The organism is Arthrobacter sp. BGA-UO-ETr-C19, from assembly GCF_059568005.1.
This window is the reverse complement of record NZ_JCAQPC010000018.1, coordinates 238,085-255,429: the sequence shown is the minus strand read 5'-3', so window position 1 is coordinate 255,429 and position 17,345 is coordinate 238,085. Positions and strand designations below refer to the sequence as shown.

Here is a 17,345-nt window from a genome sequence, read left to right as displayed (position 1 = left end):
CCTCCAGTTTAGTCAGGTGCAGGGCATAGGATTGCAGATGTGGGGCCGGACGAAGACAGAGAGCAGGCGGAAGCGCGGCTGCGGGACCTTCGGCGGGCGAGCATTATGCACGTCGACATGGACGCGTTTTTTGTCTCGGTTGAACTGCGCGCCCGCCCTGACCTGCGCGGCCGGCCGGTCATCGTGGGCTTTCCGGCGGAGCGCTCGGTTGTGCTGTCAGCGTCGTACGAGGCACGCAAGTTCGGGGTGAAGTCGGCGATGCCCATGGCTGTGGCACACCGGCTGTGTCCGCAGGCCACTATCATCGAGCCCAGGCACAAGCTGTACTACGAAGTGTCCGGTCAGCTGATGGCCATATTTGGGTCCATCACGGAGCTCGTTGAGCCGCTCAGTGTTGACGAGGCATTCCTCGACGTCGGAGGCGCGATCCGCAGACTCGGTCCGCCGTTGGAAATCGGGCAGTTGATCCGGCGGAGGGTCGCCGCCGAACTTGGCATCACGGCGTCCGTGGGGATCGCCGCCAGCAAGTTCGTGGCCAAGATCGCCTCAACGCGGTGCAAGCCGGACGGCCTGCTGCTCATCCGGCCGGAGCAGACCGTGCCGTACCTTCACAGCCTTCCTGTCAATGCCCTGTGGGGTGTCGGGGGAAAGACGGCGGAGGTGCTGGCCCGGATGGGAATCCGTACCGTGGCGGACGTTGCCGCGACGCCGGTCTCCTCGCTCAAGAAGGTGCTGGGCGCGACCGGTGAGCACGTCCACCGGCTCTCCTGGGGCATCGACAGCCGGCCGGTCACCCCGGTGCGGGTTGAGAAAAGCATCGGCGCGGAGGAGACGTTCGCCGCGGACACGGCGGACGATGCCCTGCTGCACAGGGAACTGCTGCGGCTGTCCCACCGCACTGCCGAGCGGCTGCGCGCTTCCGGGCTGGTGGCCCGGACGGTGGCGCTCAAGCTGCGGTACGCCGATTTCTCCACCGTGACCCGAAGCCGCACCGTCCACACGCCATTGGACAGCGCGCAGCTCATCTATGCCGTGGTTATCCAGTTGCTGGAGTCACTGGGCAGCCGGCCCCTGACGGTCCGGCTGGTGGGCGTCCGTGCGGAGCAGTTGGAAGCGATCGCCCAAACATCCCTTCAGCTGAGCCTGGACAGGCGCGATGACAACTGGCGGGCCGCCGAACAGGCACTGGACAAAGTGGCAGAGAAATTCGGCAGCAAGTCCGTGCTTCCGGCCCGGCTGCTTGAGCCGGGAAGCGGCAATTCCTGAAGTGTTTCCGGCTGACGTGATTCCCGCGACACGAGTGGGCGCGTGAAAGCGTGTTCACGGCCGCAGATCCGTGCCAGTTCAAGGCCTTGGGAGTGTTGCCGCCCGTGAACAGCGTCTTTCAGAACAGCGCCCAACAAACTATCCTTATAGATACAAAGATTTCGAACGTCTGGACATGTGTGGATCACCTGACCCGCCGCGTCAGTATGCTTGAATCCCTGGATCTGCCGAGGTTGGCAGGCCGGGAACCTGGATGGCATGCCGGTCGTTGACGGGGCAGGAACAACCGGTTCCGACCTGTCTCGACGTTGGCCTACTTAAGGAGGTCGTGATGCCGCTCTCGGAGCACGAACAGAAGCTGCTCGAGCAACTCGAGAGGCAACTGCATGAGGACGATCCCAAGTTCGCCAATTCCATGGGCTCGGATCCCGGCCGCAGCTGGTCAACCCGGCACATCGTGATTGGCGTACTGGCCACGCTGGCCGGGGTGCTGCTCCTCCTGGTGGGGGTCTCCCTCCAGAACATATTTGTAGGGGTCCTCGGGTTCGTCGTCATGGGTGCCGGAGTTTACTTTGCCACGATGCGCAGCGCTGCGGCCGGCAAAGCAAAGGCCGGTGGGCATGGCCGTAAGTCGAAGAGCAAGAGCTCCTTTATGAACAGCCTCGAAGAACGATGGGACGAAAGGCGCCGCGGGGAGTCCTGAGGGCGCTCCACTTCCCACCACCTCCACTCCGTACCACCCTCCACATTGCACCACCCGTGCCATCCCGGGTGAGCGCCCATAGTTCAGGAATGACCCAGTTCAGGAATGACCCGCTGCGGCGGGTCATTTCCGCGTTAAGCCGCGGAACTGGTGCCGGGCGCCGGGAATGCCGAGCCTGATGTAACCTCGGCCGCCGTCAGCGGAGCGGCGCAATTCCCTCCACTTTCCACCCCCGGCCAAAATCCCCGGCATTCCGCGGAAAGAAGTTTGTCCAAGCCGCAGAGAAATACCCGCGTCGCGTTGACTGTGGTGAGAAGTGGAGTAAAGTGGAGCGCGTAAGAGGGTAGTGGCAGCGCGGGGTTGTTCGGCTTCTGACGGCAGACGGGCGGTGGGGACGTGTTCCTTGGGACACACTCGCCGCGTCTTGACGAAAAGGGCAGGATCATTCTTCCCGCCAAGTTCCGTGAGGAGCTTGCCGGCGGACTTGTTCTCACGCGAGGCCAGGAGCGCTGCATCTACGTCTTCAGCGAGCAGGAATTCGCGAGGGTGCACGAGCAGATCCGGGAGGCTCCGATCTCCAACAAGCAGGCTCGTGACTACATCCGGGTTTTTCTCTCTGGAGCCTCGGACGAGGTGCCTGACAAGCAGGGGCGCGTGACCATACCTCCCGCGCTCCGGGAGTACGCAGGGCTCGGCAGGGAGTTGGCCGTTATTGGGGCCGGCACCCGGGCTGAGATCTGGGATGCCCAGGCTTGGAATACGTACCTGGCGGAGAAGGAAACCTCCTTCTCCGAGACCGACAACCCCATCGCCGGCATCCTTTAGGCCGGCCCGAATCCGTTTCTTGGACGAGATCTCCAGCCGCCCATCCCTGAGAACTACCTGGCTCACTTCCCCGGAGCCAGGCAGCCAAGGGGATAGGCGCGGATGGGGATCTGGCCCAAGAAACCGCCCCCACGGAATCATTCCAGGCGCTCAAGGAAGGACGAAGGCGTGACAGAACCTGACCAGCCGAAGCCGACGTCCGAACGCCATGTGCCGGTCCTCAAGGACCGGTGCATCAATCTTTTGGCGCCCGGATTCGAGGCGGCACGCCTGCGCGGCGAGACGCCGGTGGCCATCGACGCCACGCTCGGCATGGGCGGGCACTCCGAGGCCATGCTCCAGCGCTTTCCTGACCTGCACCTCGTGGGCATCGACCGTGACGAGGAAGCCCTGGCGCTGGCAGGTGCGCGGCTCCAGCCCTTCGCGGCCCGCACGGATCTGGTCCACGCTGTTTACGACGAAATCGCCGAGGTGCTTGAGGACCTCGGCATTCCCGAGGTCCACGGCATCCTGATGGACCTCGGGGTCTCGTCCCTGCAGCTCGACGAGCGCGAACGCGGTTTCGCCTATTCGTTTGACGCACCCCTGGATATGCGGATGGACACCAGCCGCGGCCAGACGGCGGCGGACGTTGTCAACACCTACAGCGAAGAGGAACTGGTCAGGATCATCCGCAAGTGGGGTGAGGAAAAGTTCGCGGGGCGCATCGCCAACAGGATTGTCAACGCCCGGGCCGCGAAGCCGTTCACCACCACAGGGGAACTCGTCGAACAGATCCGGGCGGTGGTGCCGGCCGCCGCGGCCAAATCCGGCGGACACCCGGCCAAACGCACGTTCCAGGCGCTGCGCATCGAAGTCAACGAGGAACTCGAAGTCCTTGAGCGTGCCGTTCCGGCAGCGGTGGATGCCATCGCGCTTGGCGGCCGGATCGTCGTGATGTCCTACCACTCCCTGGAAGACAAGATCGTCAAGGGCGTCTTCCAGACCCGCTCGAAATCCTCAGCTCCGCTGGGATTCCCGGTGGAGCTTGAAGAACACAAGGCCGAACTCAAAACACTGACCAAAGGCACCGAGGTGCCCACCGCCGTGGAGATCGCAGAGAATTCGCGCGCAGCATCAGCCCGGCTGCGCGCAGTGGAACGCATCAGAGCCAGGAGAGCAACATGAGCGCAGCAGCTGCCAAGAACCTCGCCCTTCCGTCCGGCCCGAGCGTCCAGGATGTGGAGGCCGGCCTTCCGGGTTCGTCCCGCAAGGCGCGCACCCCGCTGTCCCTGGTCCGGTCCGCACCGAGGAAGCGCCGCGCGCCCTTTGTTGTTCTCTGCTTCGGTATGCTGGCGGCCGCGCTGATCGCAGTGCTGGTGCTCAATATCTCTGTGTCCACGGCCCAGTACCAGCTGGTCAAGCTCCGTGCCGAACAGACGTCTCTCACCAAGCAGAACCAGGATCTGACACAGCAGGTGCAAAACTTCGAGGCTCCCCAGAATCTGGCTGCCAAGGCCGCAGAATTGGGAATGGTTGCTTCAACCGGCAAGGGACAGATTGATCTTTCCACGCTGACCGTGAGCGGGGATGCCAAGCCGGCGGTCAAGGCAGACTCGGCAGGAGCGGTGATTGCTGCCCCTGCAGTCCCGGGTCAGCTGAATGTGGTTCCGCCCGCCAGCTCGGGCGAGCCGCTGGCAAGCAGGGCGCCGGCTGCTGGTGAAACGGCAGCTGCCCGGCCGGAGACCCCGGCGGCTGCGAAGCCGGCCGCTGCTGCCAAGCCGGCCACCCTTAACGGGGGAACCATTCCGGCGCCGGAGCAAAGGACGCCGGGGCAGTAGGGCAGGAACAGGCGGCTGATAGCCCGCATGGCAAGCAGTAGGGGATGAGCGTGGCGCAAGGCAAGAGCAAGGCAAGCAAGAAGAAGGTTGCTAACGCCACAAAGAGGCTCCGCCTCGGACTCAGCATCATGCTTGCGCTGCTGGTGGTTGTCGGCGGGAAGCTGTTCCTGGTCCAAGGGATGGACGTCGGCGGCATGGCCGAAGCTGCCCTTGACAACCGGCTGCGCCCCACCGTCCTGCCGGCCGAACGCGGCAGTATCCTGGACGCAAACGGCGCTGTCCTGGCCAACAGCGTCATCCGCTACAACATCACTGTTGACCAGTCTGTAAACACCAAGACCGAATCCTTCAACCGGCTTGAAAAGGTAGACGGCAAGGACGAGCTCGTCACCGTGTCCCGCGACCAGGGGATCGCCGAGCTTGCTGCCGTCCTCGGCATGGATGCCGAGGACGTGCGCAAATCTGTCACCGGAACCAGGACGTACTACATCGTGGCCAAGGACCTCCGGCCCGACGTGGAAAACCGGGTTTCGGAACTGCAGATCCCTGGTATTTTCTCCGAAGGCACCAGTAAGCGCGTCTACCCGAACGGCTCGGTGGCCGGCGGCATTGTCGGCTTCCTGGAGAACGGAACCACCGGCCAGGCCGGCCTCGAACAGACCCAGGACGGGATACTGCGTGGCACTCCAGGCAAGCGCGTGTTCGAAATCGGCGCCGACGGCCTCCGCATTCCCGTCGGCATCGACGAACTGACGCCCGCGAAGGACGGCAAGGACGTCAAGCTCACCCTGAACTCCGATCTCCAGTACTTCGCCCAGCAGGCCATCCAGACCCAGGCGGACAAGCTCAGCGCCGAGTGGGGGGTCATCATCGTCTCGGACGTGAAGACCGGAAACATCATTGCCATGGCCGACACCAACACCCCTGACCCCAACGACCCCGGCAAGGTGGCGGCCAAGGACCGCGGCGTCCGCTCCGTCACCGCGGCCTACGAGCCCGGATCGGTGGAAAAGATGATCACCGCCGCAGCGGTCATCGAAGAAGGCAAGGCCAAACCGCTGGACACCTTCGTCATCCCGCCGTCCCTGGTGGTGGACGGCCAGCAGTTCGACGATTCCTTTTCCCACGGGACTGAGAAGCGGACCCTGGCGGGCATCCTGGGCTGGTCCATGAACACGGGCACCGTGATGGCTGGTCAGCGCCTCACCAAGGATCAGCGCCACGACTGGCTGCAGAAATTCGGCATCGGCGAGGCACCGGAGATCGGGTTGCCCGCGGAGGCGAAGGGCATCCTGACCCCGGCCGACCAGTGGGACGGCCGCCAGCAGTACACGGTGCTGTTCGGGCAGGGTGTCTCGCAGTCGACACTCCAGACGGTCCGCGCCTACCAGTCCATCGCCAATGACGGTGTGATGCTGCAGCCGCGGCTCATCGACAGCTATATCAGCCCGGACGGAACCGAGGAAAAGGTGGCGGCAAAGCCGTCCCGCAGGGTGGTCTCGGAGGAAACGGCGCAGCAGGTGCGGGACATCCTCGAAAGTGCCGTCACGGAGGGCCAGATCAAGGAGGCCGCAATCGACGGCTACCGCGTGGGGGCCAAGACGGGTACCTCACAATCGCCCTGCGACGACGGGACCGCAGGCTTCTGCGGGTACACCGCCTCGATGGTGGGGATGGCGCCGATGGACGATCCGCGGTTTATTGTGGAGGTGGTCCTGCAGCGTCCCAAGGGGTCCATTTACGGGATCACCAACGGGCCCGTGTTCCGATCAGTCATGAGCCAGGCACTGCGGACGTACAACGTTCCGCCGTCCAAGGGCACACCCGCCAGGCTGCCGCAGTTCGCCAAATAACGCAGCACGCCAAGTAACGCCCGCCAAGAAAGACCGCGGTACACCTGAACAAACAGTTCTGTCGTGTCCGTTGGTCCACTAGCACCACGGAGATTCAGTTGTCACAGCACCATGACCCCGGCACTGCCGACGCCCCGGAGGGGCAGGCGCCCAGGAGCGGCTTCCGGCCCACCGCCGTCGCCGCCGTCGAACTGGGTGTCATCGGCCAATCAATCGGCGTCACCGTGCCCGGGGCATCCGAATCGGTCCAGGTCACCGGCATCTCGCTCGACTCCCGGTCCGTGGAGCGCGGGGACCTGTACGTTGCCCTGCCGGGAGCGGCGCGGCACGGCGCGGACTTCGCGAGGACGGCCCTCGAGGCCGGCGCGGTGGCGGTACTGACGGACGACGCCGGCGGGAAACTTCTTGCCCTGGGATCGGACCTCGCCGTGCCCGTGCTGGTGGTGGCGGAGCCCCGCAGCGTCGTGGGCCGGCTGTCCAGGCTGATCTACCGGAGCCAGGGTGCCGACCTCCCGGGCCCCGCAATGTTCGGCGTGACGGGCACCAACGGAAAAACCACCACGACGTACTTCATCAACGCCCTGCTGCAGGCGATGGGCAAAAAGACCGGACTTATCGGCACCATCGAGATCCTGGCCGGCGGGGACCCGATTCCCAGCCTCCTGACCACCCCGGAGTCCACGGATGTCCACGCCCTGCTTGCCCTCATGCGGGAACGCGGGCTCGACGCCGCCTCCATGGAGGTCTCCTCGCACGCGGTTTCCTTCCGCCGGGTGGACGGCGTGGTCTTCGACGTCGTCGGTTTTACGAACCTCACCCAGGACCACCTGGACCTGCACGGCACCATGGAGGAGTACTACCGCACCAAAGCGGAGTTGTTCACCGCCGAACGCGCCCGTGCCGCCGTCGTGACGGTCGACGACGAGTGGGGACGCCGGCTTGCCGCCCGGACTGAGCTTCCGGTCACCACGCTGGCAACCCTCCAGCCCGGCAGCGGGCCGGAAGCGGACCCGGCGTCCAATTCGGCAGCGGCCGGACCGGCAGGGGCCGACTGGACGGTCACCGCCCCGAAGCCCCGAGGCCTCGGTACGGAATTCACCCTCCGCGGCCGGAATGGCACGGAACTCCGCGTGCACGCCGGGCTGCCCGGGGCCTTCAATGTCTCCAACGCGGCCCTTGCCCTGGCCATGGTGCTCGCCGGCGGCGCAGATCCCGCCGAAGTGCAGGCAGCACTCGATGCCAAAGATCCGTTCACTGTGGCGGTGCCGGGCCGCATGCAGCTCGTCTCCACCCGGCCGGCCGCCGTCGTGGACTTCGCGCACAACACCGATGCACTGGCACGCGCCCTGGAGGCCGTCCGGTCCCCGGAGCCAGTGTCCAAGGTCATCGTGGTCTTCGGCGCCACGGGCCAGCGCGACCAGGGCAAACGCCCGTCCATGGGCGCCACCGCGGCCCGGCTTGCTGACGTCGTGATCGTCAGCGATGACGACCCCCACGATGAGGACGCCGCGGCGATCCGGGCCGAGGTGCTCGTAGGTGCCACGGACGCCAAGGAAGCCGAGCAGCTGGACTGCAAAATCATGGAAGTTTTTCCGCGGGACGCTGCCATCCGGGAGGCCGTCAACCTGGCGGCACCGGAGGACACCATCCTCATTGCGGGGCGCGGACACGAAGTGTGGCAGGAGGTCAAGGGAGTGAACCTTGCCCTCGACGACAGGGTGGAACTAAGGAACGCCTTGACGGCACGAGGATTCACCGTTCTCCAAGACGACGGGATAGAGTCCTAGACCGACATGATTGAACTAAATGCGGCGGAAATCGCCGAAATCACCAACGGCCGGCTGCTTGCCGACCCCGACGTCACCCCCGGATCCGTGGTGACGGACTCGCGGGAGGCCGTTGCCGGCTCCCTCTATGTCGCCAAACCGGGCGAGAGCGCAGACGGGCACAGCTTCGTGGGGGCCGCCTTTGGCCGCGGCGCGGTGCTGGCCCTCACCGAACGCGAAATCAAGGACGACGCCGGCCGCACCTATCCGTCGGTCGTCGTCGAGGATGCGGTGCTGGCCATGGGCGCCCTTGCGGCAGAGGCTGTCCGGCGGATCAGGCACCACCGCGAGGCCGCCGGCGAGCAGTTGACCGTCATCGGCATCACCGGTTCGGCCGGTAAGACCACCACCAAGGACCTCCTCGCGGGCATCCTGTCGGCTGAAGGGCCGACCGTTGCACCCCAGGGTTCCTACAACGGCGAGGTCGGAGTGCCCCTCACCGTCTTCCAGGCGGGCTTTGACACCCGGTTCCTGGTCATCGAAATGGGCGCCACAGGCATCGGACACATCCGCTACCTGGCCGACATGGTGCGGCCCGGGATCGGCGTGGTGCTCGGCGTCGGAACAGCCCACGCCGGGGAATTCGGCGGCGTGGAAAACATCGCCGCAGCCAAGGGCGAACTCGCCGAGGCGCTGCCCGCCGACGGCACCGCCGTGCTGAACCTTGACGATGTGCGTGTTGCTCCCATGGCCGCGCGGACCCAGGCGACTGTCCTGGGGTTCTCCTCCCGTGACGCTGACCCGGACGCACCAGCCGTCCGGGCCGCCAACCTGGACACCAACGCCTCGGGCAACCCGGAGTTCGACCTCGAAGTGCCGGGGGAGCCCACGGCCAGGGTCACCAGCAAACTCATCGGCGAACACCACGTCGCGAACCTCCTCGCCGCCGCAGCGGCCGCGCACGCGGCCGGCGTACCGGCTGACCGGATCAGCGCCTCACTGAGCTCCCAGTCCGCGGCCAGCCGCTGGCGGATGGAGCGGACCGAACGGCCCGACGGCGTCACGGTCATCAACGACGCGTACAACGCCAACCCGGAATCGATGCGGGCTGCCCTGCGCACGCTGGCCGACCTGGGCCGCGGCCGCCGCACCTGGGCTGTGCTGGGGGCCATGCTGGAACTGGGCGATGATTCCATCCGCGAGCACACGGCCGTCGGCACGCAGGTGGTGCGGTTGAACATCTCCCGCCTCCTGGTGGTTGGCCGGGAAGCGCGTTCGCTCTACGTTTCCGCGGTACAGGAAGGGTCCTGGGGAGATGAATGCATCTTCGCCGAGACCGTTGACGAAGCCTACGAACTGCTCCAGGAGCAGCTCGAACCCGGCGACCTGGTGCTCTTCAAATCCTCCAACAGCGTGGGACTGCGCCATTTGGGCGATCGGATAGCATTACCCCCACATGCCACCCCCACAACTGCCAACGAAGGGAGCGAGCTGCTGTGATTGCACTTCTGATCGGCGCTGGCCTGGCCCTGCTGCTGGCACTGGTGGGCACACCGCTGTTCATCCGGCTGTTGGTCCGCAAGAGCTATGGCCAGTTCATCCGCGATGACGGACCGACGTCGCACCACACCAAACGCGGCACGCCCACGATGGGTGGCACAGTGGTGGTGGGCGCGGTCCTGCTGAGCTACGGGCTTACCCACCTGATCATGTGGCTCATGAACCCGCGGTCGGCCGGGCCGTCCGCATCGGCGCTGCTCCTGCTGTTCCTGATGGTCGGGATGGGCCTCGTGGGCTTCCTCGACGACTTCATCAAGATTTCCCGGCAGCGCAGCCTTGGCCTGAACGCCAAGGCCAAGCTCATCCTCCAGGCGGCCGTCGGCATCATCTTCGCCGTCATGGCCCTCTACTTCCCGGACGCCGACGGACTCACCCCGGCGTCCACGAAAATCTCGCTGGTGCGTGACATCCCGTGGCTGGACCTCGCCTTCGGGGGCACCGTGCTTGGCGCGATCCTCTTTGTGCTGTGGTCAAACCTGATCGTCACGGCTGCCACCAACGGTGTTAACCTCACCGACGGCCTGGACGGGCTGGCCGCCGGCGCCGCGGTCATGGTGTTTGGCGCCTACACGCTGATGGGCATCTGGCAGAGCAACCAAGCCTGTGGCTCACCCCGCCAGGCAGGCAGCGGCTGCTATTCCGTCCGGGATCCCCTGGACCTCGCGCTTCTTGCGGCCATCATGAGCGCCGCGCTGGTGGGCTTCCTGTGGTGGAACACCTCACCGGCCAAGATCTTCATGGGTGACACCGGCTCCCTCGCGATCGGCGGCGCCATCGCAGGGTTCGCCATCCTTTCCCGCACCGAACTGCTGCTGGCCTTCATCGGCGGCCTGTTCGTCCTCATCACGCTCTCCGTCATCATCCAGGTGGGGTACTTCAAGGTGACCAAGGGCAAGCGCTTCTTCAAGATGGCGCCGCTGCAGCACCACTTCGAACTCAAGGGCTGGGCGGAAGTCACCGTGGTGGTCCGGTTCTGGATCCTCGCCGGCCTGTTCGTCGCCGCGGGTCTTGGCATCTTCTATGCAGAATGGGTGGTCCTGCTGTGAACGGCTCTGAACCCCACAACCCAACGGCGGCTCCGGCGGTAACTGGTGCGACGCGGCTCAGCGGCCTGGTCAGCTGGGACTCCGACTGGGCCGGGCTGCGCGTCGTGGTCACCGGGATCGGCGTCTCGGGCTTCGCGGCCGCGGACACGCTGATCGAACTCGGCGCCCGCGTGGTGGTGGTCGACGGGGCCACCACGGAAACAGCCCAGGCCAAGGCGGACACGCTGCGGATCGTGGGCGCGGCCGACGTTCTCCTGGGGGAGGAGGCCGTCCGCACGCTGCCAAAGATCGACGGCCTGAAGCCGGACCTCGTGGTCACCTCGCCGGGCTGGCGCCCGGACCAGGCTTTGCTCGCGGCCGCCGCCCGCGCCCACATCCCGGTCTGGGGCGACGTCGAACTCGCCTGGCGCCTGCGCGTCCGGGAAGGCCGGAAAACAGCTGACTGGCTCACCATCACCGGAACGAACGGCAAAACGACGACGGTCGGCCTCACCGAGTCGATGCTGCGCGCCGCGGGCCTGAAGGCGATCGCGGTGGGCAATGTCGGCACGCCCATCCTCGATGCCCTGCGTGACCCGGTGGAGTACGACGTCTTCGCGGTGGAACTCTCCAGCTTCCAGCTGCACTGGTCCGACTCCGTCTCGGCAGTCGCCAGCGTCTGCCTCAACGTCGCAGAAGACCACGTGGACTGGCACGGCTCCTACGAGTCCTACCTCGCCGACAAGGCCAAGATCTACGAAAACACGCAGAAGGCCTGCATCTACAACGACGAGCAAATCGAAACCGAACGCATGGTGGAGGACGCGGACGTGGTGGAAGGCTGCCGCGCGGTGGCCTTCACCACCCTCACGCCCGCCATCAGCATGCTCGGCGTCGTGGAGGGGCTGCTCGTGGACCGGGCCTTCATCGCCGAACGCAAGGACAGCGCCGTCGAACTGGCGTCCATGTCTGACCTCGGCCCGGTGGCACCCCGCCACATGGTGGCCAACGCCCTGGCCGCCGCAGGTCTGGTGCGGGCCTACGGCGTCAGCCCTGAGCACGTGCGCGAAGGACTGCAGGCCTACATCCCCGGAAGCCACCGCATCCAGCCGGTCGCCAGGCAGAACGGCGTTCTCTGGATCAACGACTCCAAAGCCACCAACCCGCACGCCGCCTCCGCCTCGCTGGCCGCCTTCGACCCGGTGGTGTGGATTGCCGGCGGCCTGTCCAAGGGCGTCAGCTACGACGACCTGGTCCGCGACCATGCGCGCCGCCTGAAGGCCGTGGTACTGATCGGCAAGGACACGGCATCGCTGCAAGAGTCCCTGCAGCGACACGCGCCGGATGTCCCCGTCATCCGGCAGGCGGCAGGCCACACTGAAATTGTGCAGTCAGCCGGAACCGGACATGACGCCGCACCGGATTCAGCCGAAACCGGGGAGGCAGTGATGGCACGGGCCGTCGCGTCGGCGGCACAGCTCGCCGCCTCGGGTGACACTGTGCTGATGGCCCCGGCTGCTGCATCCATGGATCAGTTCTCTTCCTATGCTCACCGTGGCGACGCCTTCATTGCAGCGGTCCGCGAGCTCGTGGAAGGGGAGGCCCGGACCGGCAAGGAGTAAGAATGGTCAGCACACCCACACGTCCCGCGGCCACCCGGCAGCGGGCGGGGGAGACCTCCCGTGGGGCTGCCCCTCTGACTTCCAAATCCCGGAACCCCGGACCGGGTCCTGCACCGGCAACTCCCGCGTCGAGGATTCCCGCCAGCGCCCGGCTGCGGCGGTGGTACCGGCGCTTCTGGTCCGCCCTCGAGGGAAACGGCAAGTCGCGCAACGGCTCCACCTACTACCTCATCCTGGGCACCACGCTGGCCCTGACCGCCATCGGCATCATGATGGTGCTCTCGGCGTCCAGCGTGGAGGCCATCGCGGCGGGCGAGTCGCCCTACACGGCAGCCCTCAAACAGGGACTGTTCGCCGGAATCGGCACCTTCTGCATGTTCATGCTGTCGCGGATCAACGTCGTATGGCTCAAGCGCCTCGCGTGGCCGGGCATCATGATCGCCTATGCCCTGCTGGGCCTCGTGCTGGTCATCGGCACCAGCGTCAACGGCAACAAGAACTGGATCGACATCGGCGGGTTCTTCACCCTGCAGCCGTCCGAGGCAGCCAAGCTCGCCCTGGCACTGTGGATGGCCACCGTGCTGGCCAAGAAGGCGTCCCTGCTGCACCAGTGGGGACACGCTGTGGTCCCCGTGGTACCCATAGCCGGCGGGATCATCGGACTGGTCCTGATCGGCAATGACCTCGGCACCGGCATGATCATCATGCTCATCACGGCCGCCGCCCTGTTCTTCGCCGGCGTGCGCCTGTACCTGTTCGGGTTCGCGGCCCTGGGCCTCGGTGCCGTCATAGCGTTCATGGCCATGACCAGCTCCAACCGGGTCTGCCGCATCACCTCGTGGTGGACCGGGCAGAGCTGCGGCGACGGCATCGACGCCAACTACCAGTCCACCAACGGCCTCTACGGACTGGCATCGGGCGGCTGGTTCGGCGTCGGGCTCGGGCAGAGCCGGCAGAAATACAGCTGGATCCCCGAGGCCCACAACGACTTCATCTTCGCCATCATCGGTGAGGAACTCGGGCTGGTGGGGACCGTCGTCGTACTTGTCCTTTTCGCCATCCTGGGCGCTGCCATCTACCGCGTGGTGGTGGCACAGGAGGACCTGTTCCACCGGGTCCTGGCCGGAACCATCATGGTGTGGCTGCTGGGCCAGGGAACGGTCAACATGGCCGTGGTCACCGGCCTGATGCCGGTGATCGGCGTTCCCCTGCCGTTCATCTCCTACGGCGGCTCGGCGCTGCTGATGTCGCTCTGCGCGATCGGCGTAGTGTTGTCACTGGCCCGCGAACAGATGGCCCCCAACATCCGGCCCCGCAAACTGCTCGGCCCGTGGCGGTTGCCCGGGCGCAAGAAATCCCGTACGAAAGCGTAAACCAGCACCTGATGAAAACCGAGTCATTGTCCGTGGTCCTCGCCGGCGGCGGAACAGCAGGCCATATCAACCCGCTGCTGGCCATCGCCGCCGCCATCCGCGACGCCCGCCCCGACGCCCGGCTGCTCGCTGTCGGAACTGCCGCCGGCATGGAAACCAGGCTGGTTCCGGCCGCCGGGCTGGAGCTGGCCACCATCGACCGCGTCCCGTTCCCGCGGAAGCCTTCCGCGGACCTGCTCCGCCTCCCGGGACGCCTCGCCGGCGCTGTCCGGCAGGCCGGGCGCATCCTCGACGACGCCGGCGCGGACGTCCTCGTGGGCGTGGGCGGCTACGTCTGCACGCCCATGTACCTCGCTGCCTGGCGGCGGAAGATCCCCATTGTTATCCACGAAGCCAACACCCGCCCGGGCCTGGCCAACCGTGTCGGGGCACGGCTGAGCCGCCACGTGGCCGTGGCCTTCGCCGGCACCCCGCTGCGCAACGCCCGCCACGTGGGCATGCCCATGCGCCGCGAGGTTTCGGCGATGGTCAGGGCGACGGCGCGGAACGGCGCCCTGCGCAGCCTGGACCTGCAGCCCGGGAAGCCGGTGCTCATCGTCACCGGAGGCTCGTCCGGGGCGCAAAGCATCAACCGCACCGTGGCGGCCTCGCTCGAAGCGCTGTCCCGGGCCGGTGTCCAGACCATCCACATCACCGGCCGCGGCAAGTCCGTGGAGGACCCGGACGGCAATGTGCTCACCGCCGACGGCTACCGTCAGCTCGAGTACGTGGACGGCATGGAGACCGTCTATGCCGCGGCTGACCTGCTGCTCGCCCGTTCCGGTGCGGCCACCGTGAGCGAGGTGGCCGCCGTCGGCGTTCCCGCGGTGTTCGTGCCGCTGCCGATCGGCAACGGCGAGCAGGCGCTGAATGCGCGCGGACTGGTGGATGCCGGTGGCGCTCTCCTGGTGGCGGACCGGGACTTCACCCCCGAATGGGTCCGCACCAGCCTCATCCCGCTGCTGACCGACCGTTCCCGCCTCGACGCGATGGCGGCAAACGCGGAGAACCTTGGCATCCGAAATGCCGACCAGCTCATGGCCGACCTCGTACTGGAAGCGGTATCCAAATGACCACCAACGCAGCACCCAGCCAGGAAGCACTGGGCCGCGTGCACTTCATCGGAATCGGCGGCGTTGGCATGTCCGCCGTCGCCAGGATCATGGTGGCACGCGGGGTTCCCGTCAGCGGAACGGATGCGAAGGACCTGCCGGTCATGACGGAGCTCGCCGCGGCCGGTGCCCGGATCTGCGTGGGCTATGACGCGGGCAACCTCGGCGACGCCCAGACCGTCGTGGCAGGATCGGCCATCCGTGCCGACAACCCCGAACTCGAGGCCGCGCGGTCGGCCGGCCTGCCGGTGCTGCACCGCTCCGAAGCCCTGGCCGCCACCATGGCCGACGACCTCGTGGTGACCGTGGCCGGCACCCACGGGAAGTCCACCACCACCTCCATGATCACCGTTCTGCTGCAGGGCGCCGGCCTGGACCCGTCGTTCGCGATCGGGGCCAATGTGCCGGCGCTCGGCGTCAACGCGGCGAACGGCAGCTCCAAGGTGTTTGTCGCCGAGGCGGATGAATCCGACGGTTCGTTCCTGAACTACCGGCCGCAGATCGCCGTCGTCACCAACGTGGAACCGGACCACCTCGACCACTACGGCACGGCCGAAGCCGTGTACGAATCCTTCGACCGGTTCACGGAACTGCTGCCCGCCGACGGCGTGCTGGTGGCCTGCGCGGACGACGCCGGCGCACACGCGCTGGCGCTGCGCACCCGCGAGCGGGGCAATGCCCGTGTTGTCCTGTACGGCACCTCTGAGGCTGCCGACCTCAGGCTCGACGACGGCGGACCGGGCAGGGTGGCCATCACGACGGCGGGGGGCCGGTTCCCGCTGGCACTGCAGGTCCCCGGACGGCACAATGCGCTGAACGCTGCCGCCGCCATGGCGGTTGCGCTCGAACTCGGCGTGGACGCCCAGGCCGCTGCCTCCGCCCTGGCGGGCTTTTCCGGCGCGTCCCGGCGGTTCGAATACAAGGGGGAGGGCAGGGGCGTGCGGGTCTACGACGACTACGCGCACCACCCCACGGAAGTGCGGGCCGCGCTGGCGGCGGCCCGGTCCGTGGCCGGCGACCACAAAGTTCATGTCCTCTTCCAGCCGCACCTGTTCTCCCGGACCCGGGAGTTTGCCGCAGAGTTCGCCGACGCGCTCAATGCCGCGGACACTGCGCTGGTGCTCGACATCTACCCGGCCCGTGAGGACCCCATCCCGGGCGTCACCAGCGCGCTCATCACCGAGCACCTCGGTTCCGGCGGCGGCTTGGTCGGAGCCGGAGATGAGGCTGTAGCCGCCCTGGCCGCTGCCGCGCAGCCGGGGGACATCATTCTCACCGCAGGCGCCGGGGACGTCACCGCATACGGGCCGCTCATCGTGGAGGCCCTGAATGGCTAGCACCCGGCGCCCCACCTACCGTCCGGCCAAGCCCGCCGGCCGGGACGCTGGCGCGGGTGGGGACGCTGGCGCCGGCCGGGACGCTGCTGCTGCCCGGGACGCCGGCGCGGGGCGCGACGGCGGGAAGCCGGCCGTGATCACCGCCTCCAAGGGCGTCCCGGACGGTAATGCGCAGGACAGGGCACAGCCCGGCACGCCGAAGCCCGGCACGCCGAGGCCCGGCACGCCGAAGGGCAAAGCCAGGAAGCCCGGAACGCAGAAGCCGGACACCACAACTCCGGACAAACCAGGGCCGGACAATGTGCTGGCCTTTCCCGAACCGCGGGGCCGGCGCATCAGGCGCAACCTCATCGTGGCGGTGTGTGTCACGGCTGCCCTCGTGGCGGGTCTCATCGTTGCTGCCATCTATTCCCCGGTGCTGGCGGTCCACAGCGTGAGCGTCACCGGCACGAAGCTCCTCAAGCCGGCCCAGGTGCAGGCGGCACTCAAGCCGCTCCTTGGCACGCCGCTGCCGCAGGTCAGTGACGACGAGGTCACCTCGCTGCTCAAGCCGCTCGTTCAGATCAAATCCGTCACCACCCAGGCCCGCCCGCCGTCCGTCCTCGTGGTGCAGGTCCAGGAACGCGTGCCCGTTGCCCTCGTGAAGCGCGGCAACGAGTACATGCTTGTGGACGTCGACGGCGTGCGGCTCAGCACCACGGCGGATCCCGCCTCCGTGAAACTGCCGGTGATTGACGGCGGCGCAGGCACGATCGGCAAGGACCTGTTCCAGGCCACGGCCGAGGTTCTTGGCGCGCTTCCGGCCAATGTGCTCGCCAAGCTCTCCAATGCCTCCGCCAAATCCGTGGACGCGGTGGAACTGAAGCTGCTGGACGGCCAGACCGTCATCTGGGGCAATGCGGGGGAGAAGGAGCTCAAGGCACGGGTGCTCGAAGCTCTGCTCAAGGTGCCGGCCGATCCCGCCAACCCGGTCAACACCTACGACGTGAGCGTGCCGCGGCATCCGGTGACGCGGTGAGCCGCTGTATTTCGCGGGGATTAGGA

General features: G+C 66.9%; 14 protein-coding genes. All 14 read left to right on the top strand.

Annotated features, from left to right (window positions below):
- Positions 1 to 105: 105 nt before the first annotated feature.
- The 14 genes from dinB to AC57BR_RS11075 all read left to right on the top strand — a co-directional run bounded on the left by dinB (position 106) and on the right by AC57BR_RS11075 (position 17,319).
- The gene (gene dinB / locus AC57BR_RS11140; RefSeq protein ID WP_496360555.1) at positions 106 to 1,266 is read left to right on the top strand and encodes a DNA polymerase IV; all 1,161 of its coding nucleotides are present in this window, start codon (positions 106 to 108) and stop codon (positions 1,264 to 1,266) included.
- A 331-nt stretch (positions 1,267 to 1,597) separates the two neighbouring features.
- Entirely contained in the window at positions 1,598 to 1,969 is a 372-nt protein-coding gene (locus AC57BR_RS11135) for an SCO2097 family morphological protein (RefSeq protein WP_387100875.1), read from the top strand.
- A gap of 396 nt (positions 1,970 to 2,365) precedes the next feature.
- Positions 2,366 to 2,794, top strand: coding sequence for a division/cell wall cluster transcriptional repressor MraZ (mraZ, locus tag AC57BR_RS11130; RefSeq protein ID WP_306922290.1), 429 nt, complete (start codon positions 2,366 to 2,368; stop codon positions 2,792 to 2,794).
- A 168-nt stretch (positions 2,795 to 2,962) separates the two neighbouring features.
- On the top strand, positions 2,963 to 3,961 hold the full coding sequence (rsmH, locus tag AC57BR_RS11125) for a 16S rRNA (cytosine(1402)-N(4))-methyltransferase RsmH (protein ID WP_496360446.1): 999 nt from the start codon (positions 2,963 to 2,965) through the stop codon (positions 3,959 to 3,961).
- Positions 3,958 to 4,614, top strand: a complete 657-nt coding sequence (gene ftsL, locus AC57BR_RS11120; protein ID WP_496360444.1) for a cell division protein FtsL — start codon at positions 3,958 to 3,960, stop codon at positions 4,612 to 4,614. Before rsmH ends, ftsL begins: the two co-directional genes overlap by 4 nt.
- Positions 4,615 to 4,658: 44 nt before the next feature.
- Positions 4,659 to 6,467 (top strand): peptidoglycan D,D-transpeptidase FtsI family protein, encoded by a 1,809-nt coding sequence (locus tag AC57BR_RS11115; protein WP_496360442.1) that lies wholly within the window; start codon positions 4,659 to 4,661, stop codon positions 6,465 to 6,467.
- Between the two features lie 98 nt (positions 6,468 to 6,565).
- Complete coding sequence (locus tag AC57BR_RS11110; protein WP_496360440.1) at positions 6,566 to 8,254, top strand: UDP-N-acetylmuramoyl-L-alanyl-D-glutamate--2,6-diaminopimelate ligase; 1,689 nt, start codon at positions 6,566 to 6,568, stop codon at positions 8,252 to 8,254.
- A gap of 6 nt (positions 8,255 to 8,260) precedes the next feature.
- A complete protein-coding gene (locus tag AC57BR_RS11105) occupies positions 8,261 to 9,733 on the top strand; it encodes a UDP-N-acetylmuramoyl-tripeptide--D-alanyl-D-alanine ligase (RefSeq protein WP_496360438.1) in 1,473 nt (490 codons plus the stop codon).
- Positions 9,730 to 10,839, top strand: a complete 1,110-nt coding sequence (gene mraY / locus AC57BR_RS11100) for a phospho-N-acetylmuramoyl-pentapeptide-transferase (RefSeq protein WP_314192588.1) — start codon at positions 9,730 to 9,732, stop codon at positions 10,837 to 10,839. The genes AC57BR_RS11105 and mraY overlap by 4 nt, the downstream gene beginning before the upstream one ends.
- The gene (murD, locus tag AC57BR_RS11095; RefSeq protein WP_496360435.1) at positions 10,821 to 12,440 is read left to right on the top strand and encodes a UDP-N-acetylmuramoyl-L-alanine--D-glutamate ligase; all 1,620 of its coding nucleotides are present in this window, start codon (positions 10,821 to 10,823) and stop codon (positions 12,438 to 12,440) included. The genes mraY and murD overlap by 19 nt, the downstream gene beginning before the upstream one ends.
- A 2-nt stretch (positions 12,441 to 12,442) precedes the next feature.
- Entirely contained in the window at positions 12,443 to 13,813 is a 1,371-nt protein-coding gene (gene ftsW / locus AC57BR_RS11090) for a putative lipid II flippase FtsW (RefSeq protein ID WP_496360433.1), read from the top strand.
- Positions 13,814 to 13,824: 11 nt separating this feature from the next.
- On the top strand, positions 13,825 to 14,925 hold the full coding sequence (murG, locus tag AC57BR_RS11085; RefSeq protein ID WP_496360431.1) for an undecaprenyldiphospho-muramoylpentapeptide beta-N-acetylglucosaminyltransferase: 1,101 nt from the start codon (positions 13,825 to 13,827) through the stop codon (positions 14,923 to 14,925).
- Complete coding sequence (gene murC, locus AC57BR_RS11080; protein ID WP_496360429.1) at positions 14,922 to 16,301, top strand: UDP-N-acetylmuramate--L-alanine ligase; 1,380 nt, start codon at positions 14,922 to 14,924, stop codon at positions 16,299 to 16,301. Before murG ends, murC begins: the two co-directional genes overlap by 4 nt.
- Positions 16,294 to 17,319, top strand: coding sequence for a cell division protein FtsQ/DivIB (locus AC57BR_RS11075; RefSeq protein ID WP_496360427.1), 1,026 nt, complete (start codon positions 16,294 to 16,296; stop codon positions 17,317 to 17,319). Before murC ends, AC57BR_RS11075 begins: the two co-directional genes overlap by 8 nt.
- Positions 17,320 to 17,345: the final 26 nt, after the last annotated feature.